The following is a 21180-nucleotide window of genomic DNA, read 5'->3' as shown; positions in this document are numbered from 1 at the left end:
CACCCAAGATCGTGCTCGAACCAGGAAGTAGTGGCCTCGGGGTCGCAGGGATGCCACTGAATCCAGGATCGAGCGCGATCTTGCGGGCCGCGATCGTTCCCGTCAACGCCGCGATCGTTCCCGCCGATGGGGTCGGGGCCGGTCGGGAAGGTCTACGGCTTCGGGGGGATGCGGCGGCGGACGTCCTCGGCGGTGGACGGGCCGGGCTCCCAGCGGGCCACCCATGGCAGTTCGGCGGACGGGGTGACGACGCCCTCCTCCACGCTCGCGTAGCGGCCCGCGAGGATCCGCTTGGCGGCGGCGGTGTCGACCGAGTCGGTGTTGTCCCAGAGGGCGGCGAACAGGGCGTCCACCCGAACGCGGGCCTGCCGGCAGAACAGGTCGGCCAGCTCGATGTTCTCCGGGTGGGTGTCACGTTCGGCGGTCGCCCGGACGCAGACGGCGGACATGGCGAACAACTCCGCGCCGATGTCCACGATGCGCCCGAGGACCGCCTGCTTGCGCTCCATCTTTCCCTGCCAGCGGGACATCGCGTAGAACGTCGAACGGGCCAGCTTGCGCGAGGAGCGTTCCACCTGGCGTAGGTGGCCGGCGAGGGGGCCGAACTCGGCGTACGCCGATGGGCTCTGGCCCTTTCCGACCGTGAGGGTCGGCAGCCACCGCGCGTAGAACGCTCCCGCCCGGGCGCCGGCGCGGGCCTTGCGGCCGAGCCCCGCCTCCGGGTCGATGATGTCGCCGGCCACCGACAGGTGGGCGTCGACGGCCTCCCGGGCGATCAGCAGGTGCATGATCTCGGTGGAGCCCTCGAAGATCCGGTTGATGCGCAGGTCGCGGAGCACCTGCTCGACGTTGGCCGGGCGTTCGCCGCGGGCGGCCAGCGAGCCGGCGGTCTCGTAGCCGCGCCCGCCCCGGATCTGGACCAGCTCGTCGGCGATCTTCCAGGCCATCTCGCTGGCGTAGAGCTTGACCAGCGCGGCCTCGATCCGGATGTCGTTGCGGTCGTCGTCGGCGAGCAGGCAGCACAGGTCGAGCATGGTCTCCATGCCGTACGTGGTCGCGGCGATGAAGGAGAGCTTCTGGGCGACGGCCTCGTGCTCGCCCACCGGCCGGCCCCACTGGACGCGGTCGGCGGCCCATCCCCGGGCCACGTTCAGCGCCCACTTGCCGGCGCCCACGCACATGGCGGGTAGGGAGAGCCGGCCGGTGTTCAGCGTGGTCAGGGCGATCTTGAGGCCCTTGCCCTCGCCGCCGATGACGTTCTCGGCGGGTACGAACACGTCGTGGAAGCGGGTCAGGCTGTTTTCCAGGCCGCGCAGGCCGACGAACTCGTTGCGTCGCTCCACGATGATGCCGGCACTGTCGCCGTCCACCACGAAAGCGGTGATGCCGCCGCGTCGACCGTCGGCGGCGGGCACCCGGGCCATCACCACCAGAAGGGTGGCCACGGTGCCGTTGGTGGCCCAGAGTTTCACGCCGTTGAGCCGGTAGCCGGTGCCGTCGTCGGTCGGTTCGGCGGTGGTGGCGAGCCGGGCCGGGTCGGAGCCGACGTCCGGCTCGGTGAGCAGGAACGCGGAGACCTCACCGGCGGCGAGTCGGGGCAGGAAGCGCTGCTTCTGCTCGGCGGTGCCGAACATCTTCAGCGGTTGCGGCACGCCGATCGACTGGTGGGCCGAGAGCAGCGCCCCGATCGCCGGGCTGGCCGAGCCGGCCAGCATCAGCGCCCGGCAGTAGTGCAGGTTGCTCAGCCCGAGGCCGCCGTACTGCCGGTCGATCTTCATCCCGAACGCGCCGAGGTCGGCGAGGCCGTGGAAGACGGAGTCGGGGATGGAGGCGTCCCGCTCGATGGCCGCGCCGTCCACCTCGGAGGTGACGAAGGAGCGCAGCTGGCCGAGGAACTCCTCGGCGCGGGCCACGTCGTCCGGGTCGGAGCGCGGCCACGGGTCGATGAGGTCGAGCCGGAACCGGCCGAGGAACAGTTCCTTGCCGAAGCTGGGACGGTCCCAGGTGGACTCGCGGGCGGCCTCGGCGACCCTGCGGGCCTCCTTCTCGGAGACCTGTCCGGCCTCGGCGGGAAGTGGCGCGGCCGTGCCGGAAGCGGGCGATCCAGCGGCCGTGCCGGAAGCGGGCGATCCAGCGGCAGACCCGGCGGCGGCTTCGGAGTCGGGGCCGTCCGGTGCCGGTCGGCCGTCCTGTGTCGTGGTCACGGCTGCCCCCTCGAAGCTCGGTGCGGCTGCTCGACGTGTGCGACTAACGCCACGCTACCCCCGGTTGTTACCCAGGGGTAGCGTGGCGTGAACATCGACGGGGGTCAGCCGACGGTGAGCGTGTCCGGGTCGTCGTCCTCGTCGTCGATGTCGTCGTCACCCCAGTTACGGCGGGCGAACGGCAGGAGCACCCAGAAGACGAGGAACCAGACCCCGGCCAGCGCGCTCAGCACGAAGGCGATCGGCCGATCCAGCACGAAGTCGGTGATCAGCAGCACCGCGCTGACCATGGCGATCAGCATGAAGGCGAGGCCGCCGGTCGCCATGAGGTGCGCGAACCGCACCAGTTCCGGCTTGCGCCCCTGGCGGAACAGCGCCCGGTGGAACGCCACCGGCGAAATGATCATCGCGGTGGCGGCGGCCGCGGCGAGCAGGGCGACGATGTAGACGTCGCGCTGGAACTCGCTGGTCCGGGTGAACCCGTTGCTGAACGGCAGGGTGAGCAGGAAGGCGAAGAGGATCTGCACGCCGGTCTGGGCGACCCGCAACTCCTGGAGCAGATCGGCGAAGTTGCGCTGCCAGCGTTGCTTCTCGGTCTCCTTGGACACGCGCTACCTCCGGTGAGACGGTACTGCCGGCGGTCCCGGCCGCCGGCAGCAACGCCAATGCCCCACACGACCGAGCGCGAAACAGGTTCACGACACCTGCCGTTCACCGTGCGGCAATGTCAGGAGCCGCGCCGGATCCGTCCGACGTACCGGGCCTCCAGCGCGTTGTTGTGCGCGTCCCCGTCCGGGATGTTCGCCGACAGGTAGACCGGGGGCCGCTCCCCCACCGCGAGCAGCCGAGCCACCACCTCCACGGTGATCTGCTGGGCCAGCAGCGCGGCCGTGATCGAGGAGACCGCGCCGACCGCGCCCCCGTCGGGCAGCGGCAGCGTCGCGTCGCCGTACGGGGCGCCGTTGTCGAGCACCACGTCGGCGAGGTCGGCCAGCTTGCGCCCGGACGGGTGGCGGGAGGTCATCCGGCCGGAGTGCTGTGCGGAGGTGATCGCCACCAGCTTGTGACCCCGTTCCTTGAGCAGCGTGGCGAACTCGACCATCGCGCCGTTGACCCCGGAGTTCGAGGCGAGCACGAAGATGTCGAAGGGCCGTACGGGAGCCAACGCCCAGAGCCGGTGCGCCACTGCCGGGTCCCGTTCCAGCAGCGGCCCGAGCACGTCGGCCGGCTCGCCGCCGAGCAGCACCAGGTCCCGCAGGGCGATCCGGTTGGTGGGTACCAGCCCGCCGGCCCGGCCGGCGATCTCCATGGCGAGAGCCTCCGAGTGCCCGGTGCCGAAGGCGTGCACCACCCCGTCGGCGCGTACCGCGTCGGCGATCAGGTCGGCGGCCCGACCCACGGCCTCGGCCTGGCTGGCGGCCACCCGGGACATCGTCTCGGTCACCACTGTCAGGTAGTCCTCGGCGCTCACCGGCTCGCCAGGTGACTGACCACGAACCGTCATTCGTCCTCCGTCCGTCTGTTGCGGGCGAACCACCGCACCGCGAAGTCGACCGCCGCCCGCTGGCGTACCAACCTCGCCGTCCCGGCGCCCACCGGGCCGACGCGGACCACCGTCGTGGCGTCGAGGTCCCGGCCCAGCGCGCCGAAGTCGCTCTCGTCGAGCCGGACGTCCTGCCACCACACCCATTCCCGGCCGCCGTCGGCGGTCCGCACCGCCGCACCCAGTCGCTCGCGGACGAGGGCGGGACGGCGGTACTCGGCCAGGTGCAGCGAGGTGTTGACGCTGTGGTCGACTCCGAGCAGCAGCACGTCGGCATCCAGGTCGTAGAGCCGGGCCAGCGGTGAGGCCTCGCCGAGCATGTCGGCCAGCGCGTGCCCGGCGACGACCTGCCCGGCCGTCGGGCCGAGCGCCGCGAACGACACCTGGGGGTGCGTGCTGCGGAGTGCCCCCGGCCAGCAGCGGACCGTCTCGGCGAGGACGCCCATGTAGCGGCTCGGCGTGACCGCCGGGTCAAAGCCGGGCATCTCGGCGCGGATCAGCGGCCACCAGTCCACCGGCACCGGCGGGTTGCCCCACTGCGCGGGGTCGCTGTTGTCGGGGGTGTGGGTGGGCACCACGATCGTGCCGTCGGGGCCGAGCGCGTCACGCAGGGCGAGCACCAGCGCCTGCGGTCCGCCGCAGACGTAGCCCAGCGGGCGCATGCCGGCGTGCACCAGCACCGTCGATCCGGGGCGTACGCCCAGCAGGCGGAGCTGCGCGGCGATCGACCGGCGGGTGCTCGGCCCGCCGGTGGGAACGGTCACAGCTCTCCCTCGCCCGGCACGGCTCAGGCCGTCCCGGCGACCCGCGCCAGGACCGCCTCGGCCAGCGCGGCGGGCGCGGCGTCCGGGATCCAGTGGGTCACCCCGGCCAGGGGTACGAAGCGATAGTCGCCGGTGACGTTGGCGGCGCACGCCTCGGCGGCGGTCCGGCCGATCGCGACGTCCCGGTCGCTCCACACGTAGGTGGTCGGTACGACGACCGGGGCCACGGCGGCCAGGTCGGCGCGGGACATGGCCCGGTACCAGTTCAAAGCGGCGGTGAGCGCGCCCGGCTCGCGCATCGGGTCGGCGTAGCGGCTCACCCGGGTGGCGTCGCCCACCCCGCCCAGCAGCTTGCGCAGCGCCGTCGCGTGCCACGCGAGCAGCACCTTCTCGGCCTTGCCCGGCTTGCGGAACAGCGCGATGTACGACGACCGGGCCTTCTGCTGGCCGTCCGTGGCGAGCGCGTGTGCCATGGCCGCCGGATGCGGCACCGACACCGCCGTCAACGTACGGACGCGCTGCGGGTGCGCGGCGGCCACCGCCCAGGCCACGACGGCGCCCCAATCGTGGCCGACGAGGTGCACGGCGTCCAGACCGAGCGCGTCGAGCACCGCGACCGCGTCGGCGACCAGTTCGGGAATCCGGTACCCCGCCACCTCGGCGGGGCGCGCGCCCGGCGAGTAGCCCCGCTGGTCGAGGGCGTACGTGCGCAGGCCGGCGGCATGCAGCGGCGGGACGACCTCGTCCCACTCACCGCTGTGCTGCGGAAACCCGTGCAGCAGCAGGACGGGGACGCCGTCGGACGGGCCGCCGGTGCGTACCTCGAATGTCAGACCCCGCGCGTCGACCTGCATGATCGTCAGCCTACCCAGCCGTCGTCGCGCCGACCCGGATGCGCGGACCTCGGAAAGGCCCTGCTGGGCTGTTACCCCTGGTCGGTGCTAGCGTCAGCGAGACAACTTCACATCCGACAGGGGAGCGCACAGCGCTGAGAGTGCGGGCACGCCCGCAGACCCTCGAACCTGATCTGGGTAATGCCAGCGCAGGGAGTTCGGTCGACCTCCAGCCGCGCCGTGAGTCCGGTGCCACCGGACGCGCGGCGTGCGTCTTCTCCTGGTTCGTTCCACTGAACTGGGAGCACAGCATGGACAACACCACCAACCGTTGGCGCACCATCGACATCGTGGTCGCCTCGGTGATCGCGGTCGCCTTCGGCGTCATCTTCTGGGCCTGGGGTCTGGTCTGGAGCGCCACCGAGGGCGCGTTCGTCTTCTTCCCGCCGGCGCAGACGCTGATCTACGGCGTCTGGCTGATGCCGGCCGTGGTCGGCGGACTGGTCATCCGCAAGCCCGGCGCCGCGCTCTACTGCGAGACCGTGGCCGCGGTCGTGTCCGCGCTGCTGGGCAGCCAGTGGGCCGGCACGGTCATCCCGCAGGGCATCGTGCAGGGCATCGGGGCCGAGCTGGCGTTCGCCGCCTTCCGCTACCGGTCGTACCGGCTGCCGACCGCCGTGCTGGCCGGCGCGCTGACCGGCCTCAGCGCGGCCCTGTTCGACTTCTTCGTCTGGAACAGCGAGACCGAGCTGGTCGACTACCGCATCCCGTACGCGCTGCTCACCATCGTCAGCGCCACGATCATCGCGGGCGTCGGCGGCTGGGCGCTCACCCGCGCCCTGGCCAACACCGGCGTCCTGGACCGCCTCCCATCGGGCCGAACCCGCGCCCTGGTCTGACCCTGTCCCGTCCGACCCTGTCCCGTCCGACCCTGCCTCGTTGATCAAGAGGTTCGCGTCACCGCGAGGCGGAATTCTGACGCGAACCTCTTGATCAACAAAGCGAGGGACCCGGGAGGAGGGGTTGTGGGGGTACTGCTGCGGGGTTTCGGGTGGCGGCACGCCGGGCGGCGGGCGTGGGCGCTGCGCGGGGTGGATCTCCGGGTGGAGGACGGCGAGCGGGTGCTGCTGCTCGGGCCCTCCGGGGCCGGCAAGAGCACCCTGCTCGCCGCGCTCGCCGGGCTGCTGCCGGAGGACTCCGGCGAGCAGGGGGGCACCGTCGAGATCGACGGGCTCGACCCGCGCAAGGGCCGGGAACGGGTCGGCATCGTCTTTCAGGACCCGCAGACCCAGTTGGTCATGGCGCGCACCGGCGACGACGTCGCGTTCGGGTTGGAGAACCGGGGCGTACCCACGGACGAGATCTGGCCACGCGTCGACGAGGCGCTGTGGCGCGTCGGCTTCCCGTACCCCCGCGACCGCAACACGGCCGCCCTCTCCGGCGGCGAGCAGCAACGCCTCGCCCTGGCCGGCGCGCTGGCGCTGCGGCCCAGCCTGCTGCTGCTCGACGAGCCGACCGCCAACCTCGACCCGGACGGCGCCGCCCTGGTCCGGGGCGCCGTGGCGGGCGCGCTGGGCACCGACACCACCCTGATCCTCGTCGAACACCGGGTGGCCGAGGCGTTGCCCCTGGTCGACCGGGTGGTCGTCCTGGAGCCGGGCGGTGGCGTCCGCGCGGACGGGCCACCCGACGCGGTCTTCGCCACGCACGGCGCCGCCCTCGCCGCCGAGGGCGTCTGGGTGCCCGGTCACCCCATCGCGCCGCGCCGGGCCACCGCCGCCGCCGGCGACGTGCTGCTCACCGCCGACCGGCTCGGCCTGCCGTCGCGGCTGGGCCCCACCGATCTGGCGGTACGCGCCGGAGAGGCCCTCGCCGTACGAGGACCGAACGGTGCCGGCAAGTCCACCCTGGCGTTGCTGCTCGGCGGGCTGCTCAAACCGGGCACCGGCCGGGTCACCGCCTCGGCCGAGCTGGCCGGCGCCCACCACCGCACTCCCCCGCACCGCTGGCGCGCGCCCGCGCTGGCCCGACGGATCGGCTCGGTCTTCCAGGATCCGGAACACCAGTTCGTCACCGGCACCGTCTTCGACGAGCTGGCGCTCGGCCCACGCCGGACGGGTCAACCCGAGGCAGCGGTCAAGGAGACGGTGGCCGGGCTACTCGACCGGTTACGACTGACCCGGCTCGCGGCGGCCAACCCGTACACCCTCTCCGGTGGGGAGGCGCGGCGCCTCAGCGTGGCGACGGCCCTGGCCACCGCGCCACGCCTGCTGATCTGCGACGAGCCCACCTTCGGCCAGGACCGGCGGACGTGGGGCGAGCTGGTCGACCTCTTCGCCGACCTGCGCGACGCCGGGCACGGCGTCGTCAGCGTCACCCACGACCCGGACTTCGTCGCCGCGCTCGCCGACCGCACCGTCACCCTGGAGCGGTCGGCGAGCCGCGACGCCGAACAGGAGCCACGCCCATGATCAGCATCGAGCCGGTCGCCCGGCCCGGAGCGCCGCTGGCCCGCCGCAACCCGGTGGCGAAGCTCGCCGCCGCGCTGGTCTTCTCGTTCGCCCTGCTGGCCACGCTCGACCCGGTGGCGCCCGCAATCGCCATCGCCGTCGAACTCGCCGTGCTGCCGCTGTTCGGCCTGCGCTACCGGGTACTGGCCCGGCGGGCACTGCCGCTGCTGCTCAGCGCCGTCGGCATCCTGGTCACGCTGGTGCTCTTCGCCGCCGACCAGTCCGGCCGCGTCCTGCTGCACGCCGGGCCGGTGCTGGTCAGCACCGGCGTGCTGCTCACCGCTCTCGGCCTGGTGCTGCGGATCTTCGCGGTGGCCCTGCCCGGGGTGATCGTCTTCGCCACCACCGACCCGACCGACCTGGCGGACGCGTTGATCCAGAACGCCAAGGCGCCGGCACGGTTCGCCATCGGGGCGCTGGCCGCGTTCCGGCTCGTGCCGCTGCTCGGGCAGGAGTGGCAGATGATCAGCATGGCCCGCCGGGCCCGCGGCGTCGACGCGGGGCGCAACCCCGTGGCCAAGCTACGACTCTTCGCGTCCACGGCGTTCGCGCTGCTGGTCGGGGCGATCCGCCGAGGTACCCGGCTGGCCGTCGCGATGGACGCGCGCGGGTTCGACGCCGGCACACCCCGTACCGTGGCCCGCCGGCAGCGCTTCCGGCTCGCCGACACGCTGCTGGTCGTCGGCGCGGCGGCGCTGGCCGGCGCGGCCCTGACGACGAGCATCCTGGCCGGAACCTTCCGCCCCCTACTCGGCTGACACCGGCCGCACGCCAGGCCGGCCGCACGCCAGCCCGGCGTACGCCAGGGCGCCCGCGCGCTGCGCCCCCCGCGCGCCGGGCCGCTGGCAAGATCCGCGCAACTTCAGGGATGTAGTGGCCTCCCGCACTGACGAGGCCACTACATCCCTGAAGTTGTTGTCGCCGAAGCGTGCGCCCGCGTGAGCGCACCGGCTCGGTCAGCTACGCCGGAAGGCGTAGCGGCGAGTCTGCCCGGCAGGCTGGCTGCGGCCGCCGGCCGAGCGGTTGCCCCCGCCCGTGGGCGGCCCGGCCGTGGGTGCCGAAGGTCGGCTGGCCGGCGTGCGCAGATCCTCCACCGCTGGCGCGTCGACAGCCGCCGGCACATCGACAGGCGGCGTCGCGTCGGCCGGGACAGCTCCGGGCCGAAGTGGCTCGACGGTAGCCGCCGGATCGACCAACGCCGCCAGCGACACGGGCTCGACCAGGGCCGCCGGCAGCGCCGGTTCGACCGCGGCATCGGGGCGGGTCGGCAGGATCAGGCCGCGACCAGCCGCCGGGCCATCCCCGGCCGCCGGGCCGTGGTCGACCGCCGGGATCTTTCCGGGCGGGGTCTTCTTCGGGGTACGGGACTTTCTCGGGTTACGCCTGGCGGGCATCCGGGCCTCCTTCGATGCCGACCGTCCCGGCCGTTCCCGCGCTCCGGCGGTCGGTCGGATCGGCTGGTGACCGTCGCGGCGCGACGGTTGGGTGGGAAGGGACTGCTCACCGGGGATCAGCCAGGCTCGACGCCGCCGAACGGCGGGGAAGGGAGACATGCGACGCCCGGGAGCGCACGGACCGCGACGCGGGGCGGCGGACCGGCTCGGAAGTGGGGCGTCAGTTACGCATGCCGGGACCCTAACCGCCGGCTGGGCAGACGCGCATCCGAATTTACTGGCACGATCGGCAGATGCTGATCGCGTTCTCGATCACCCCGCTGGGCGGCGGCGACTCCGTGGGCGACCTCGTGGCAGAGGCGGTACGGGTGGTCCGCGAGTCCGGGCTGCCGAACCGGACCGACGCCATGTTCACCACCGTCGAGGGCGAGTGGGACGAGGTGATGGCGGTGGTCAAGCGGGCCGTCGACGTGGTGGCCGCGCAGGCGCCCCGGGTGAGCGTCGTCCTCAAGGCCGACGTCCGGCCCGGAGTCACCGACGCGCTCACCGCGAAGGTGGCGCGCGTGGAGGAACGGCTGGCCCAGGGGTGAGCGGGTACCTCGGTCGGCCGGCGGACGGACGGGCCGCGACCAGGCGGTGACCCGCCGTGGGACGACCTGCCCGTGAGGCCGGATGCCGCGATACCGTCGCAGGGACAGTTCGACGGCGAGAGGTGGCGGCACGAATGGCTCAGCAGGCGACAGCGCAGATCGGCGTGACCGGGCTGGCGGTGATGGGCCGGAACCTGGCCCGCAACCTGGCCCGCAACGGCTTCACCGTGGCGGTGCACAACCGGTCCCCGGAACGCACCCGCAGCCTCGTCGCGGAGCACGGCGACGAGGGCACCTTCGTGCCCGGTGAGTCGATGGCCGACTTCGTGGCGTCGCTGGAACGACCCCGCGCGGTGATCGTGATGGTCAAGGCCGGTGCGCCCACCGACGCGGTCATCGACGAGTTGGTGCCGCTGCTGGACGAGGGCGACATCATCGTCGACTGTGGCAACGCCCACTTCGCCGACACCCGCCGGCGCGAGGAGTCGCTGCGCGCGCAGGGGCTGCACTTCAGCGGCACCGGCGTCTCCGGCGGCGAGGAGGGCGCGCTGCTCGGCCCGAGCATCATGCCGGGTGGCTCGACCGAGTCGTACGCGAAGCTCGGGCCGATGTTCGAGAAGATCGCCGCCCAGGTGGACGGTGTGCCGTGCTGCACGCACGTCGGGCCGGACGGCGCCGGGCACTTCGTCAAGATGGTGCACAACGGCATCGAGTACGCCGACATGCAGCTCATCGCCGAGGCGTACGACCTGCTGCGGGCCGGGCTGGACGTGACCCCGGCGGAGATCGCCGAGATCTTCCGCGAGTGGAACAACGGCGAGCTGGAGTCGTTCCTCATCGAGATCACCGCCGACGTGTTGGCGCACACCGACGCGGCGACCGGCCGGGCGTTCGTCGACATCGTGCAGGACCGGGCCGAGCAGAAGGGCACCGGCCGGTGGACCGTGCAGAGCGCCCTGGACCTGGGCATTCCGATCACCGGGATCGCCGAGGCGACGTTCGCGCGCTCGCTGTCCGGGCACGTCGACCAGCGCGAGGCGGCCCGCCGGGCCTTCCCGGACGCCGGTGAGAAGTGGCAGGTGGCCGACCGGGACGCGTTCGTCGAGGACGTCCGCCGGGCGCTGCTCGCTTCCAAGATCGTCGCGTACGCCCAGGGTTTCGATCACATCCGGGCCGGCAGCAGCGAGTTCAACTGGGACATCGACCTGGGCGGTACGGCGACCATCTGGCGGGGTGGCTGCATCATCCGGGCCCGCTTCCTGAATCGGATCCGCGAGGCGTACGACGAGCAGCCCGACCTGCCGACGCTGCTGGTGGCGCCGTACTTCGCCGAGGCGGTCAGCGCGGGAGTGCCGAGCTGGCGGCGGGTGGTGGCCGACGCGACGCAGGCGGGTGTGCCGACGCCGGCGTTCTCGTCGTCGCTCGCGTACTTCGACGCGCTGCGGGCCGAACGGCTCCCCGCCGCGCTGATCCAGGGCCTGCGGGACAACTTCGGCGCGCACACCTACCAGCGCGTGGACCGCGAGGGCTCGTTCCACACCACCTGGGCCGGCGACAAGACGGAGTCCCCGGCCTGACGACGCGGGCATGATCGCGCTCCAACCATGATGTAGTGGCCTCCCGTTGCGGGGAGGCCACTACATCCATGTTCGGGTGTGATCATGCGAGGCATCGCGAGCGCTCAGGCGACGGTGGCGTGCATCTCCCACACGAGGATCTCCGCCGGCTCGTCGGCGGTGACCCGTCGACCGCCGGTCATGGTGAGCCTCGCCGCATCGCCGGTCCCGAGTGGACCGCTGTCCTCCAGGGTGACCGTGCCGTCGGGCACGTACACGTGCACGAACGGCGCGTCCGGAATGGTGACCTCATCGCCGGGACGGAGGCGGGCGGCGTGCAGGGTCGCGTACCGGTTGCGGATCCGGATGGCGGACGCGCCGTCGTAGCGGTCCATTCCGGAGGCGATCGGCACCAGGCCGCCGCGCAGCAACTCGTCCTCGATCTCCAACTGTTCGTAGCCGGGGTCGACGCCCTGCTCATCGGGGAGCACCCACATCTGCACGAAGTGCACGGGGTCGCTGTGCGGCTGCTGGTTGTCCAGGCGCCAGGCGTCGTTCTTCTCCGAGTGCAGGATGCCGGTGCCGGCGCTCATCCGCTGCGCCAGGCCCGGATAGATCACCCCGGAGTGGCCGGTGGAGTCCTGGTGTACGAGGGAACCCCGCAGCACCCAGGTGACGATCTCCATGTCCTGGTGCGGGTGGGTCTCGAAGCCGGCGCCCGGCCGAACCACGTCGTCGTTGTTGACCAGCAGCAGCCCGTGGTGGGTGTTCGCCGGGTCGTAGTGCCGGGAGAACGAGAAGGAGTGCTTCGAGTCCAGCCAGGAGATCCGGGTGGCAAAGCGGTCGTCGGCGCGGCGTACGTCGACCGCCGGGGCGGGTGCGGTCACCAGGCACGCTGCCCGGCGTCGGGGATCGACGGCGCCCAGGTCAGGGCCGGCTCTCCGGTGGCCAGTTCGGCGATCTCACCGGTGCGCAGCGCGGGCGTGTGACCGAACTCGGCGCAGTGCTGCTCGGCGATCTCGGCACAGATCTCGGCGACCTGCTCGCAGATCGGATCGCCCAGGTCGGCCGCGTTCAACGCCATGATCATCTTGTACCGCAGATCCCGCACACCCACCCCCACCCACCCGACAGGTCCCGCCCGCAGTGCCCTCTCGCGCCCCCTCGCGCCCTCTCTCGGACCCTACCGGCCCCCACCTCCCCAAGCCCTCAAATCCCCCACCCCACCCCGCCCCAACGCCCCGCCCCCACCCCAACGCCTCGCCGATCTTGCACTTATGGTGGTCGATCAGCCCGCTTCCGCACCTTTCGTCACCACCGAAAGTGCAAGATCGGCGGGATGTGGGGCGGGGACGCGCATGGCGAGGCGCCGCCTCGCACGTTTGCGGGGCGGCGCCGGGTGGGTGGGTAAGAGGCGTTACCAGAACCGGCGACGCTTGGCTTTCTGCGGGCGGATCAGGTCCGCGCCCCTCGTCAGCAGCCGGGTCGCCCCGGAGGGACCACGGCGGGCCTCCAGGGTGTGGCTGAGTCGACGCGCGCCGGCCGCGGCCAGTGGCGCCGCGACGGCCATCACCGCCCACTGGGCAATGCGCTTCTGGATCATGTGGGTTCACCTCCGTCAGTGGCTCCTGACGTTCTTGATACCCAGCGTGACGTGTGGGTAAGCCTCGCTCAGGCCGTCGGAGCCACCGGATTGGGCAGCGCGCCACCGAAGCGCCGGTCCCGCTGGGCGTACAGCTCGCAGGCGTACCAGAGGTGGCGGCGGTCGAAGTCCGGCCAGAGCGTGTCGAGGAAGACCAACTCGGCGTACGCGGTCTGCCAGAGCAGGAAGTTGGAGATCCGCTCTTCGCCGGAGGGCCGCAGGAACAGGTCCACCTCCGGGATCTCCGGGTGGTAGAGGTACTTCGCGACGGTCTTCTCGGTGACCTTCGCCGGGTCCAGTCGACCGGCCGCGACGTCCCGGGCGATCGCGGCGGCGGCGTCACCGATCTCGGCGTGCCCGCCGTAGTTGACGCAGAACTGCAGGGTGAGCGTCGAGTTGTCGCGGGACATCTCCTCGGCGGTCTGCAGCTCGGAGATGACGCTCTTCCACAACCGCCCCGGACGCCCCGACCAGACCACCCGGACGCCCAGGTCGACCAGCTGGTCGCGGCGTCGACGGATGACGTCCCGGTTGAACCCCATGAGGAACCGGACCTCGTCGGGCGAGCGCCGCCAGTTCTCGGTGGAGAAGGCGTACGCCGACAGGTAGGGGATGCCCATCTCGATGGCGCCCTCGATCGTGTCGAAGAGGCTGTGCTCCCCCGCCTCGTGCCCCTTGGTGCGGGGCAGCCCGCGGTCCTTGGCCCACCGACCGTTGCCGTCCATCACGATGGCCACGTGCTTCGGCACCGCCCCCGCGGGCAGTGCCGGCGGCCGGGCGCCGGACGGGTGGGGCGTCGGTGGCGTCGGCTCGCGCCGACCGGACCTCGTCGATCGGATCACTCGGCTCTCTCCTTGCTCGTGCCGTCCGCTCCGGAACCGGCGTCACCGCCCGGCCGGAGCATCGCAGCCCCGGACCCGACGTCACCGCGCGGGCGGAGCATCCCCGCCCCACCGCCGCCCGGCGGCGGGACCGTACCGGCGACCGGGGTGGTGCTCCGGTCGACCAGCGGCAGCGAGCGTAGCGCGCGTTCCAGGTGCCACTGGAGGTGCGCCGCCACCAGGCCGCTGCACTCCCGTCGTACCCCGGTGTCGGTGGCATCGGCGACCACCCAGTCGCCGGTGGTCAGCGCGGACATCAGGTCGATGGTGGCCGGCGCGGGGTGGGCCGCGCCTGGCGGTCGGCAGTCCGGGCAGACCGCGCCGCCCGCCGGCACGGAGAACGCGCGGTGCCGCCCGGGGGTGCCGCAGACGGCACAGGCGGTCAGCGCCGGCGCCCAGCCGGCGAGGGCCATCCCCCGCAGCAGGTACGCGTCGAGCACGAGGGTGGTGTCGTGCTCGCCCCGCGACAGCGCCTTCAACGCCCCCACGGTGAGCTGGAACAGCCGCAGCGATGGTTCCCGTTCGACGGGTGTCAGCCGCTCGGCGGTCTCGGCGATCGCGCTGGCCGCCGTGTAGCGGGGGTAGTCGCCGAGGAACCGCTTGCCGTACAGGTTGATGCCCTCGACCTGGCTGACGGTATGCAGCGAGCTGCCGTGGTTGCCCTTGGGGTCACCGGCGAGTTGCAGGTCGACGTGGCCGAACGGCTCGAGGCGGGCGCCGAACTTGCTCATGGTGCGCCGGACCCCCCGGGCTACCGCCCGCAGTCGGCCGTGCCGGCGGGTCAGCAGGGTGATGATCCGGTCGGACTCGCCGAGCTTCTGCACGCGCAGCACCACCGCGTCGTCGCGGTAGAGCTGTCGGCGATACCCGGCCATCGGACCATTCTCCCTCGGGGTGTGAAATCAGGGTCGCTTCGGGGTGGACGCGAGGATGAACCCCGATGTGCCGGGCCGGGGACCGCCCGTAGCGTGCTGGCCATGGCACCGCACCAGAGCACCGCCGTCCGTCGTCGCCGCGCCACCGCGCCCGTCGCGTTGGGGTTGTCCACCGCCCTCATCCTGCTGGCCGGGTGCGACAACCTGTCGTTCCGTCGGCTCGACTACGACGACACCGAACCGGTGAAGATCACCACCATCCGGGTGGACGGCGGCTCCGGGGACGTGATCATCCGAGGCACCGGCCCGGCGGGCGAGGCGCGGATCAAGCGGGTGGTCCGCTACCAGGGCGGCGAACCCAAGGCGCGGTACGAGATCAAGGACAGCGAGTTGGTGTTGAACACCGACTGCGGTGACCGGTGCAGCGTCTCGTACGAGGTGACCGTGCCGGCGGGCGTGAGCGTGCAGGGCGACAGTGGCTCGGGCGACGTCGAGCTGACCAAGGTGGGCGCGGTCAAGCTGCGGCTGGGCTCCGGCGACGTGCGGATCACCGAGGTCACGGGGGCGCTCGACGTGGAGACCGGCTCGGGCGACATCGACCTGAGCGAGGCCGGTTCGACGGTACGGCTGCGGGCCGGCTCCGGCGACGTCAGCGCCCGCCGGGTGGCCGGCGCGACGGACGCCGAGGCCGGCTCGGGCAACGTGACCGTCGAGTTGGAGACGCCGAACTCGGCGCGGGCGCACGCCTCCAGCGGGGACGTCAGCCTGCTCGTACCGGCGGGCAGCTACCGGGTCCGCTCCAGCACCGACTCCGGCGACGCGCGGATCACCGTGGCCGACGACCCGGCGGCGTCCCTGGTGCTCGACGGCTCGGCCAGCAGCGGCAACGTGACCATCAGCGAGCGCTGATCTCGACCGTCACCGCCTCGTCGGGCCGCCGCTGCGCCGGCACGGTGGCCCGCCCCACGGTCTCGCCGACCGCGCGCCGATCTGTCCGGCCGTTGCCGGAGACGGCCGGCGAGCCGACGGGAACCAGTTCCGGACGGCGGCGGGCGGCGACGTCCTCGACCCAGCCGACGGCCAGGGTGACCAGACCGACCAACGCGAAGACCAGCAGCACCCGTACCGCCAGCCCCACCGGGTCCTGGTGGGACCAGCCGACCACGTCGACGAGCGGGGTGAGCGCCACCACGAACGGCATGTGCCAGAGGTAGATGGTGAGCGCCCGCCGGTTGACCAGGGTCACCGCCTGGTCGGCCAGCCGGCTGCGCGACAGCCAGGCCACCCCGGCCGGCGCCCGGCCCAGGACGACCAGGATGAACGCGGCCGACCAGAGGGCGTTGCCCAGGGGGTTGTCGTTGAGGTCGTACCCCCGTGGGCCGGGGTGCGTGACGATCCAGGCCCCGCCGACGACGGCGAGGGCCAGCGCGAGCGGATACAGCACCCGGCCGGTGAGGCGGCGCAGCATCCCGGCGTGGTGGGCGAAGCCCAGCACCCACGCGCCGAAGTACAGCCCGAACTCGCGCACCACCGGCGGCGCCGGGTAGATGCCCACCTCGATGGTCACCAGCAGCAGGTACGGGGCGAGCAGGGTGGGCAGCGGGGCCCGCCGGAACAGCCAGAACGCGACCGGTGAGGCGAGCACGAACCAGAGGTAGTCACGCAGGTACCAGATGACGCTCAGCGCCAGGGCGCCCCAGTTGTTGGCCGGCGGGTCGGCGATCGGGAACAACCACAGCAGCACCCGAGGGGACAGCGGCAACCCGGTGAACAGCATGGCCGGCACGAAGACCACCGCCACCACCCACAGCGACGGCAGCAGGCGGCGCAGCCGACGGCCGACCGCCGCCGGGCCGGACCGGGCCAGCGAGGCGGCCATCAGCGAGCCGGCCAGCGCGAACATCACCGACATGGCGGGGAACACCAGGGTGAGGGTCGCCCACCCGGTGACGTGGTAGACGACGACTCGGACGATGGCCAGGAAACGGAGCAGATCGAGATATCTGTTGCGCATCAGCCTGCATCTGGATCGGGGGCGCGGGGGTTGCCCTCTCCCCTACCCGGCCCGACGCCCGAGCCAAACGAAGCCTCAGAAACCCAACTTGCGCAACTGCCGCGGGTCGCGCTGCCAGTCCTTCGCGACCCGGACGTGCAGGTCCAGGTAGACCCGCGAGCCGAGCAGCTCCTCGATCTGCCGACGGGCGGTGGTGCCGACCTCCTTGAGCCGGCTGGCCCGGTGGCCGAGCACGATGGCCTTCTGGCTGGGACGCTCCACGTACACGTCGGCGTAGATCTTCATGAGCTGACCCTCGGGGATCATCTCCTCCACCACCACGGCGATGGAGTGCGGCAGCTCGTCGCGGACCCCCTCCAGGGCCGCCTCCCGGATCAGCTCCGCGACCAGCACCTGCTCCGGGTCGTCGGTCAGCATGTCGTCGGGGTAGAGCTGCGGCGACGGCGGCAGGTACTTCGTCATCACGTCGACGAGGGTGTCCACCTGGTGCCCGGAGACCGCGCTCACCGGCACGATCTCGGCGAACTCCCCCAGCTCGCTGACCGCGAGCAACTGCTCGGCCAACCGACGCTTGTCGACCAGGTCGGTCTTGGTGACAACCGCCAGCACGGTCGCCTTCAGCTCGGCCAGCTCGCCCGTGATGAAACGGTCACCGCGCCCGACCGGCTCGTCCGCCGGGATGCACAGGCCGATGACGTCGACCTCGGTCCAGGTGGAGCGGACCAGGTCGTTGAGGCGCTCGCCGAGCAGCGTACGAGGTCGGTGCAGGCCCGGCGTGTCCACCAGGACCAGCTGCGACTCCGGGCGGTGCAGCACCGCCCGGATGACGTGCCGGGTGGTCTGCGGCTTGTTGGACGTGATCGCGATCTTGGTGCCGACGATCGCGTTGGTCAGGGTGGACTTCCCCGCGTTGGGGCGGCCGACGAAACAGCCGAACCCGGCCCGGTACGGGCGTGCCTCCGGGTCGCGCACCGGGCTCACTCGGTCACCGTGCCGAGGACCGTGCCGTCCGGGGCGGCGACGTGGATCGGCGCGTCCGGGGCGAGGTCACGCACCACCGCGTGCCCCGCGCCGTCCAGCGTCGACGCCTCGGTCACCACCGCCGCCGCCTCCAGCCGACTCGCCCCGGCGGCGACCGCCGAGGCCACCGCCAACTGCAGCGCGGTGAGGGTCAGCGAGGGCAGCGTCACGCTCGCCGCCGCGTACGTCCGACCGTCCTGATCCCGGACCGCGGCGCCCTCCACGGCACCGACCCGCGCACGGGCGCCCCGGGCCAGGACGACGAGCTTGCCGTCCTCGGCGCTCAGCGGCGCCGGCGCGCCGGGGGTGGGCCGGGCGGTGGGCGCGGCGGGTGTCTCAGGCATCGGCGGCTTGCCTCTCGTCGTCTCGGTAGTGGTTCGGGTCGCTACCGGGGCCGGCGTGGTCGCCGCGCCCGGTGGCGTCCTGCGTGTCGCCCGACTCCACCCTGCTCACCAGGACGGTGTCGATCCGGTTGCGCCGACCGGTGGTGCCCTCGGCGACCAGCCGGAGACCGGCCACCTCGACCTCCGCTCCGGGGATCGGCACCCGCCCCAGCGACTGGGCGAGCAGCCCACCGACCGTCTCCACCTCGTCGGTGGGCAGGTCGGTGTCGAACAGCTCGCCCAGGTTCTCCACCGGCAGGCGGGCCGTGACCCGCACCGAGGAGTCCGCGAGGCGCTCGACCGGCGGGCGTTCGACATCGTACTCGTCGGTGATCTCACCGACGATCTCCTCCAGGATGTCCTCGATGGTGACGAGGCCACCGGTGCCGCCGTACTCGTCGACCACGATGACCAGGTGGTTGCGGGCCGCCTGCATCTCCGACAGCAGGTCGTCGACCGGCTTGGACTCCGGCACGAAGGTCGCCGGGCGCATCAGCTCGGCCACCGGCACCTGCTCGGCGCCCGGGTCGCCGCCGCGCGACCGGCGGATCAGGTCCTTGAGATAGAGCACCCCGAGTACGTCGTCGACGCTCTCGCCGATGACCGGGATGCGGGAGAAACCCGAGCGCAGGAAGAGCACCAGCGCCTGGGCCAGGGTCTTGCCCTCCTCGATCCACACCATCTCGGTGCGCGGCACCATCACCTCGCGGGCGATGGTGTCGCCGAGCGCGAAGACCGAGTGGATCATCTGGCGCTCGCCGTGCTCCACGACGCCACGCTGCTCGGCCAGGTCGACCAGCTCGCGCAGCTCCACCTGGCTGGCGAACGGCCCCTCCCGGAAGCCGCGCCCCGGGGTGACCGCGTTGCCGATCAGGATGAGCAGCGACGCGAGCGGGTTGAGCGCGCGACCCAGCCAGCGGACCAGCGGCGCGACCGCCCGGCCCACGGCGTACGCGTGCTGCCGGCCGATGGTGCGCGGGGCGACACCGACCACCACGAAGCTGACCACTGTCATCGCGCCCGCGGTGACCAGCGCGGCCCGCCAGCCCGCGCCGAAGCTGTCCACCGCGACCAGCGCCACCAGCGTGGTGGCGGTCAGCTCGGCGAGCAGCCGCAACAACAGCAGCAGGTTGAGGTGCCGGACGACGTCCCCGGCCACGACCTGGAGGGTACGGGCGCCGCGCACGCCGTCCCGGGCCAGTTCGGCGGCCCGGGCCGGCGAGACCGCGGCGAGCGCCGCCTCGGTCATCGCGATCACACCGGCCAGCACTACCAGGCCGGCCGCGAAGACGATCAGTTGCAGGTCGGGAAGGCCGGCCGTGGGGCCGACCGCCAGTAACACGGAAGAGGACATCACGGGGTACGGGTCGACCGCCAGCTCGCCAGCAGTCGCGCCTGGAGGCCGAACATCTCCCGTTCCTCCTCCGGCTCCGCGTGGTCGTACCCGAGCAGGTGCAGCACCCCGTGCACGGTGAGCAGGTGCAGCTCGTCGGCCGGGGCGTGCCCGGCGGTTGCGGCCTGCTTGGCCGCCACCTCGGGGCAGAGCACGATGTCGCCGAGCAGGGCCGGTTCGCCGCCGGCCGGGGCGGTCTCGCCCGGACCGTGGTCGACGCTTCCCTCGTCCATCGGGAAGGCGAGGACGTCGGTGGGGCCGTCCCCGCCCATCCAGCGGTGGTTCAGCTCGGTCATGTAGTCGATGTCGACCAGCAGCACGGACAGCTCGGCGAGGGGGTTTACCCCCATCTCGTCGAGGGCGTGCCGGGCGACGGCGAGCACGGCGTCGGTGTCGACGTCGACACCGGACTCATTGGCGATCTCGATGGACAACTGCTTTCCTCTGCTTTAGCGGCGGCGGCCGGCCCGGCCGCCCTGGGCGGGTCGCCCGGGTACGGCATGGACGCCCTGCGCCTGCTGGTTCTCCCGTTCGGCGTCCCAGCGGGCGTACGCGTCGACGATCTCTCCGACCAGCCGGTGACGCACCACGTCGGAGCTGGACAACTGGGAGAAGTGCACGTCGTCGACGTTTCCCAGGATCTCCCGGACGACCCGCAGCCCGCTGCTCGTCCCGCCGGGAAGGTCCACCTGGGTGATGTCACCCGTCACGACGATCTTGGAGTTGAAGCCGAGCCGGGTGAGGAACATCTTCATCTGCTCGGGCGTGGTGTTCTGCGCCTCGTCCAGGATGATGAACGCGTCGGAGAGCGTACGGCCCCGCATGTACGCCAGGGGGGCGACCTCGATCGTCCCCTGCGCCATCAGCCTCGGGATCGACTCCGGGTCGAGCATCTCGTGCAGGGCGTCGTAGAGCGGGCGCAGGTACGGGTCGATCTTCTCGTTGAGCGTGCCGGGCAGGAAGCCCAGCCGCTCGCCGGCCTCGACCGCCGGCCGGGTCAGGATGATCCGGTTGACCTGCTTCGCCTGCAGCGCCTGGACGGCCTTGGCCATGGCCAGGTACGTCTTGCCGGTACCGGCCGGGCCGATGCCGAAGACGATGGTGTGCGAGTCGATCGCGTCGACGTACCGCTTCTGCCCGAGCGTCTTCGGGCGGATGGTGCGCCCACGGCGGGAGAGGATGTCGAGGGTCAGGACCTCGGCGGGCCGCTCGGCGCTGCCCTGCTCGAGCATGCCGACGGTACGCCGGACGGCGTCAGTGGTCAGGGTCTCGCCTTTCTCGATGAGTTCGAGCAGCTCACTGAAGACCCGCTCGGCGAGGGCGTTGTCGGCGGGAGCGCCGGTGATGGTGATCTCGTTGCCGCGGACGTGCACGTCACTGGCGACCGAGCGTTCGACGAGGCGCAGGATCTCGTCACCCGCGCCCAGCAGATTGACCATGATCTTGGAGTCGGGCACGGTGATCCTGGTCTGCACCCGGGGCGGGCCGGGAGGTGGGGTGCCAGTCATAGCTCGGGCCGAGGGGCCCTGCGCACCTGCTCTCAATCTCGGCGCCGGCCCAGCTGGCACGGCGTGCGGA

The 21180-nt window shown here is 72.3% G+C and carries 23 protein-coding genes and 1 riboswitch; of the genes, 6 read left to right on the top strand and 17 right to left on the bottom strand.

Annotated features, from left to right (window positions below; genetic code table 11):
• Positions 1–152: 152 nt before the first annotated feature.
• The 5 genes from ACIA3K_RS25165 to ACIA3K_RS25145 all read right to left on the bottom strand — a co-directional run bounded on the left by ACIA3K_RS25165 (position 153) and on the right by ACIA3K_RS25145 (position 5365).
• Positions 153–2204: an acyl-CoA dehydrogenase family protein gene (locus ACIA3K_RS25165; RefSeq protein WP_396804150.1), complete on the bottom strand. Its 2052-nt coding sequence runs from the start codon at positions 2202–2204 to the stop codon at positions 153–155.
• A 104-nt stretch (positions 2205–2308) separates the two neighbouring features.
• The gene (locus ACIA3K_RS25160; RefSeq protein WP_396804149.1) at positions 2309–2812 is read right to left on the bottom strand and encodes a DUF6328 family protein; all 504 of its coding nucleotides are present in this window, start codon (positions 2810–2812) and stop codon (positions 2309–2311) included.
• 119 nt (positions 2813–2931) lie between these two features.
• Complete coding sequence (locus ACIA3K_RS25155) at positions 2932–3708, bottom strand: sugar isomerase domain-containing protein (RefSeq protein WP_396804148.1); 777 nt, start codon at positions 3706–3708, stop codon at positions 2932–2934.
• On the bottom strand, positions 3705–4511 hold the full coding sequence (locus tag ACIA3K_RS25150; RefSeq protein WP_396804147.1) for an aminoglycoside N(3)-acetyltransferase: 807 nt from the start codon (positions 4509–4511) through the stop codon (positions 3705–3707). Before ACIA3K_RS25150 ends, ACIA3K_RS25155 begins: the two co-directional genes overlap by 4 nt.
• A gap of 23 nt (positions 4512–4534) precedes the next feature.
• Positions 4535–5365 carry an alpha/beta fold hydrolase gene (locus ACIA3K_RS25145; RefSeq protein WP_396804146.1) on the bottom strand — a complete coding sequence of 277 codons (831 nt, stop codon included), beginning with the start codon at positions 5363–5365 and terminating at the stop codon, positions 4535–4537.
• A 108-nt stretch (positions 5366–5473) separates the two neighbouring features.
• A riboswitch (TPP riboswitch) is annotated at positions 5474–5578 on the top strand.
• 77 nt (positions 5579–5655) lie between these two features.
• Between ACIA3K_RS25145 and ACIA3K_RS25140 the strand changes: the two genes are divergently transcribed.
• From ACIA3K_RS25140 to ACIA3K_RS25130, 3 genes are all read left to right on the top strand, one after another.
• Positions 5656–6243 (top strand): ECF transporter S component, encoded by a 588-nt coding sequence (locus tag ACIA3K_RS25140; RefSeq protein ID WP_396804145.1) that lies wholly within the window; start codon positions 5656–5658, stop codon positions 6241–6243.
• A gap of 126 nt (positions 6244–6369) precedes the next feature.
• Positions 6370–7815, top strand: coding sequence for an ABC transporter ATP-binding protein (locus ACIA3K_RS25135; protein WP_396804144.1), 1446 nt, complete (start codon positions 6370–6372; stop codon positions 7813–7815).
• Positions 7812–8612, top strand: a complete 801-nt coding sequence (locus tag ACIA3K_RS25130) for an energy-coupling factor transporter transmembrane component T family protein (RefSeq protein WP_396804143.1) — start codon at positions 7812–7814, stop codon at positions 8610–8612. The genes ACIA3K_RS25135 and ACIA3K_RS25130 overlap by 4 nt, the downstream gene beginning before the upstream one ends.
• Positions 8613–8810: 198 nt before the next feature.
• Here the strand turns inward: ACIA3K_RS25130 and ACIA3K_RS25125 are convergent, their stop codons facing one another.
• On the bottom strand, positions 8811–9248 hold the full coding sequence (locus ACIA3K_RS25125; protein WP_396804142.1) for a hypothetical protein: 438 nt from the start codon (positions 9246–9248) through the stop codon (positions 8811–8813).
• 293 nt (positions 9249–9541) lie between these two features.
• Between ACIA3K_RS25125 and ACIA3K_RS25120 the strand changes: the two genes are divergently transcribed.
• Together ACIA3K_RS25120 and gndA are read left to right on the top strand one after the other, a co-directional pair.
• A complete protein-coding gene (locus ACIA3K_RS25120) occupies positions 9542–9838 on the top strand; it encodes an MTH1187 family thiamine-binding protein (protein WP_357133265.1) in 297 nt (98 codons plus the stop codon).
• A gap of 134 nt (positions 9839–9972) precedes the next feature.
• Complete coding sequence (gene gndA, locus ACIA3K_RS25115; protein WP_396804141.1) at positions 9973–11415, top strand: NADP-dependent phosphogluconate dehydrogenase; 1443 nt, start codon at positions 9973–9975, stop codon at positions 11413–11415.
• Positions 11416–11519: 104 nt separating this feature from the next.
• On the opposite strand, the gene ACIA3K_RS25110 is transcribed toward gndA, so the two are convergent.
• The 5 genes from ACIA3K_RS25110 to recO all read right to left on the bottom strand — a co-directional run bounded on the left by ACIA3K_RS25110 (position 11520) and on the right by recO (position 14792).
• On the bottom strand, positions 11520–12281 hold the full coding sequence (locus ACIA3K_RS25110) for a pirin family protein (RefSeq protein ID WP_396804140.1): 762 nt from the start codon (positions 12279–12281) through the stop codon (positions 11520–11522).
• On the bottom strand, positions 12278–12511 hold the full coding sequence (locus ACIA3K_RS25105; RefSeq protein WP_396804139.1) for a thioredoxin reductase: 234 nt from the start codon (positions 12509–12511) through the stop codon (positions 12278–12280). Before ACIA3K_RS25105 ends, ACIA3K_RS25110 begins: the two co-directional genes overlap by 4 nt.
• Before the next feature lie 300 nt (positions 12512–12811).
• Positions 12812–12997, bottom strand: coding sequence for a hypothetical protein (locus ACIA3K_RS25100; RefSeq protein WP_357133257.1), 186 nt, complete (start codon positions 12995–12997; stop codon positions 12812–12814).
• A gap of 68 nt (positions 12998–13065) precedes the next feature.
• Complete coding sequence (locus tag ACIA3K_RS25095; protein WP_357133255.1) at positions 13066–13878, bottom strand: isoprenyl transferase; 813 nt, start codon at positions 13876–13878, stop codon at positions 13066–13068.
• The gene (gene recO, locus ACIA3K_RS25090; RefSeq protein ID WP_396804138.1) at positions 13875–14792 is read right to left on the bottom strand and encodes a DNA repair protein RecO; all 918 of its coding nucleotides are present in this window, start codon (positions 14790–14792) and stop codon (positions 13875–13877) included. The genes ACIA3K_RS25095 and recO overlap by 4 nt, the downstream gene beginning before the upstream one ends.
• A 102-nt stretch (positions 14793–14894) precedes the next feature.
• On the opposite strand from recO, the gene ACIA3K_RS25085 reads away from it, so the two are divergent.
• On the top strand, positions 14895–15701 hold the full coding sequence (locus tag ACIA3K_RS25085) for a DUF4097 family beta strand repeat-containing protein (RefSeq protein WP_396804137.1): 807 nt from the start codon (positions 14895–14897) through the stop codon (positions 15699–15701).
• Here ACIA3K_RS25085 and ACIA3K_RS25080 read toward each other — a convergent pair.
• The 6 genes from ACIA3K_RS25080 to ACIA3K_RS25055 all read right to left on the bottom strand — a co-directional run bounded on the left by ACIA3K_RS25080 (position 15688) and on the right by ACIA3K_RS25055 (position 21110).
• Complete coding sequence (locus ACIA3K_RS25080) at positions 15688–16806, bottom strand: acyltransferase (protein WP_396804136.1); 1119 nt, start codon at positions 16804–16806, stop codon at positions 15688–15690. The two genes, ACIA3K_RS25085 and ACIA3K_RS25080, sit on opposite strands and share 14 nt — an antisense overlap.
• A 75-nt stretch (positions 16807–16881) precedes the next feature.
• Entirely contained in the window at positions 16882–17778 is an 897-nt protein-coding gene (gene era, locus ACIA3K_RS25075; RefSeq protein WP_396804199.1) for a GTPase Era, read from the bottom strand.
• Positions 17779–17783: 5 nt separating this feature from the next.
• Positions 17784–18170, bottom strand: a complete 387-nt coding sequence (locus tag ACIA3K_RS25070; RefSeq protein ID WP_396804135.1) for a cytidine deaminase — start codon at positions 18168–18170, stop codon at positions 17784–17786.
• A complete protein-coding gene (locus ACIA3K_RS25065; RefSeq protein WP_396804198.1) occupies positions 18163–19587 on the bottom strand; it encodes a hemolysin family protein in 1425 nt (474 codons plus the stop codon). Before ACIA3K_RS25065 ends, ACIA3K_RS25070 begins: the two co-directional genes overlap by 8 nt.
• Positions 19563–20036: an rRNA maturation RNase YbeY gene (gene ybeY, locus ACIA3K_RS25060; RefSeq protein WP_396804134.1), complete on the bottom strand. Its 474-nt coding sequence runs from the start codon at positions 20034–20036 to the stop codon at positions 19563–19565. The genes ACIA3K_RS25065 and ybeY overlap by 25 nt, the downstream gene beginning before the upstream one ends.
• 15 nt (positions 20037–20051) lie before the next feature.
• A complete protein-coding gene (locus tag ACIA3K_RS25055) occupies positions 20052–21110 on the bottom strand; it encodes a PhoH family protein (RefSeq protein ID WP_396804133.1) in 1059 nt (352 codons plus the stop codon).
• Positions 21111–21180 lie beyond the last annotated feature (70 nt).

Origin of the sequence: Micromonospora sp. NPDC051543 (assembly GCF_044454415.1) — a bacterium.
In the GTDB taxonomy this organism is placed as follows: Bacteria; Actinomycetota; Actinomycetes; order Mycobacteriales; family Micromonosporaceae; genus Micromonospora.
The sequence above is the reverse complement of the archived record's forward strand: the minus strand, read 5'-3'. Positions and strand labels throughout refer to the sequence as shown.

Bases quoted from the DNA above. Each gene is read 5' to 3' on its own strand.
- ACIA3K_RS25070 (WP_396804135.1), bottom strand. From the start codon at position 18,170: ATGCCTGAGACACCCGCCGCGCCCACCGCCCGGCCCACCCCCGGCGCG.
- ACIA3K_RS25125 (WP_396804142.1), bottom strand. From the start codon at position 9,248: ATGCCCGCCAGGCGTAACCCGAGAAAGTCCCGTACCCCGAAGAAGACC.
- ACIA3K_RS25100 (WP_357133257.1), bottom strand. From the start codon at position 12,997: ATGATCCAGAAGCGCATTGCCCAGTGGGCGGTGATGGCCGTCGCGGCG.
- ACIA3K_RS25120 (WP_357133265.1), top strand. From the start codon at position 9,542: ATGCTGATCGCGTTCTCGATCACCCCGCTGGGCGGCGGCGACTCCGTG.
- ACIA3K_RS25140 (WP_396804145.1), top strand. From the start codon at position 5,656: ATGGACAACACCACCAACCGTTGGCGCACCATCGACATCGTGGTCGCC.
- ACIA3K_RS25145 (WP_396804146.1), bottom strand. From the start codon at position 5,365: ATGCAGGTCGACGCGCGGGGTCTGACATTCGAGGTACGCACCGGCGGC.
- recO (WP_396804138.1), bottom strand. From the start codon at position 14,792: ATGGCCGGGTATCGCCGACAGCTCTACCGCGACGACGCGGTGGTGCTG.
- gndA (WP_396804141.1), top strand. From the start codon at position 9,973: ATGGCTCAGCAGGCGACAGCGCAGATCGGCGTGACCGGGCTGGCGGTG.
- ACIA3K_RS25155 (WP_396804148.1), bottom strand. From the start codon at position 3,708: ATGACGGTTCGTGGTCAGTCACCTGGCGAGCCGGTGAGCGCCGAGGAC.
- ACIA3K_RS25130 (WP_396804143.1), top strand. From the start codon at position 7,812: ATGATCAGCATCGAGCCGGTCGCCCGGCCCGGAGCGCCGCTGGCCCGC.
- ACIA3K_RS25055 (WP_396804133.1), bottom strand. From the start codon at position 21,110: ATGACTGGCACCCCACCTCCCGGCCCGCCCCGGGTGCAGACCAGGATC.
- ACIA3K_RS25085 (WP_396804137.1), top strand. From the start codon at position 14,895: ATGGCACCGCACCAGAGCACCGCCGTCCGTCGTCGCCGCGCCACCGCG.
- ACIA3K_RS25080 (WP_396804136.1), bottom strand. From the start codon at position 16,806: ATGCGCAACAGATATCTCGATCTGCTCCGTTTCCTGGCCATCGTCCGA.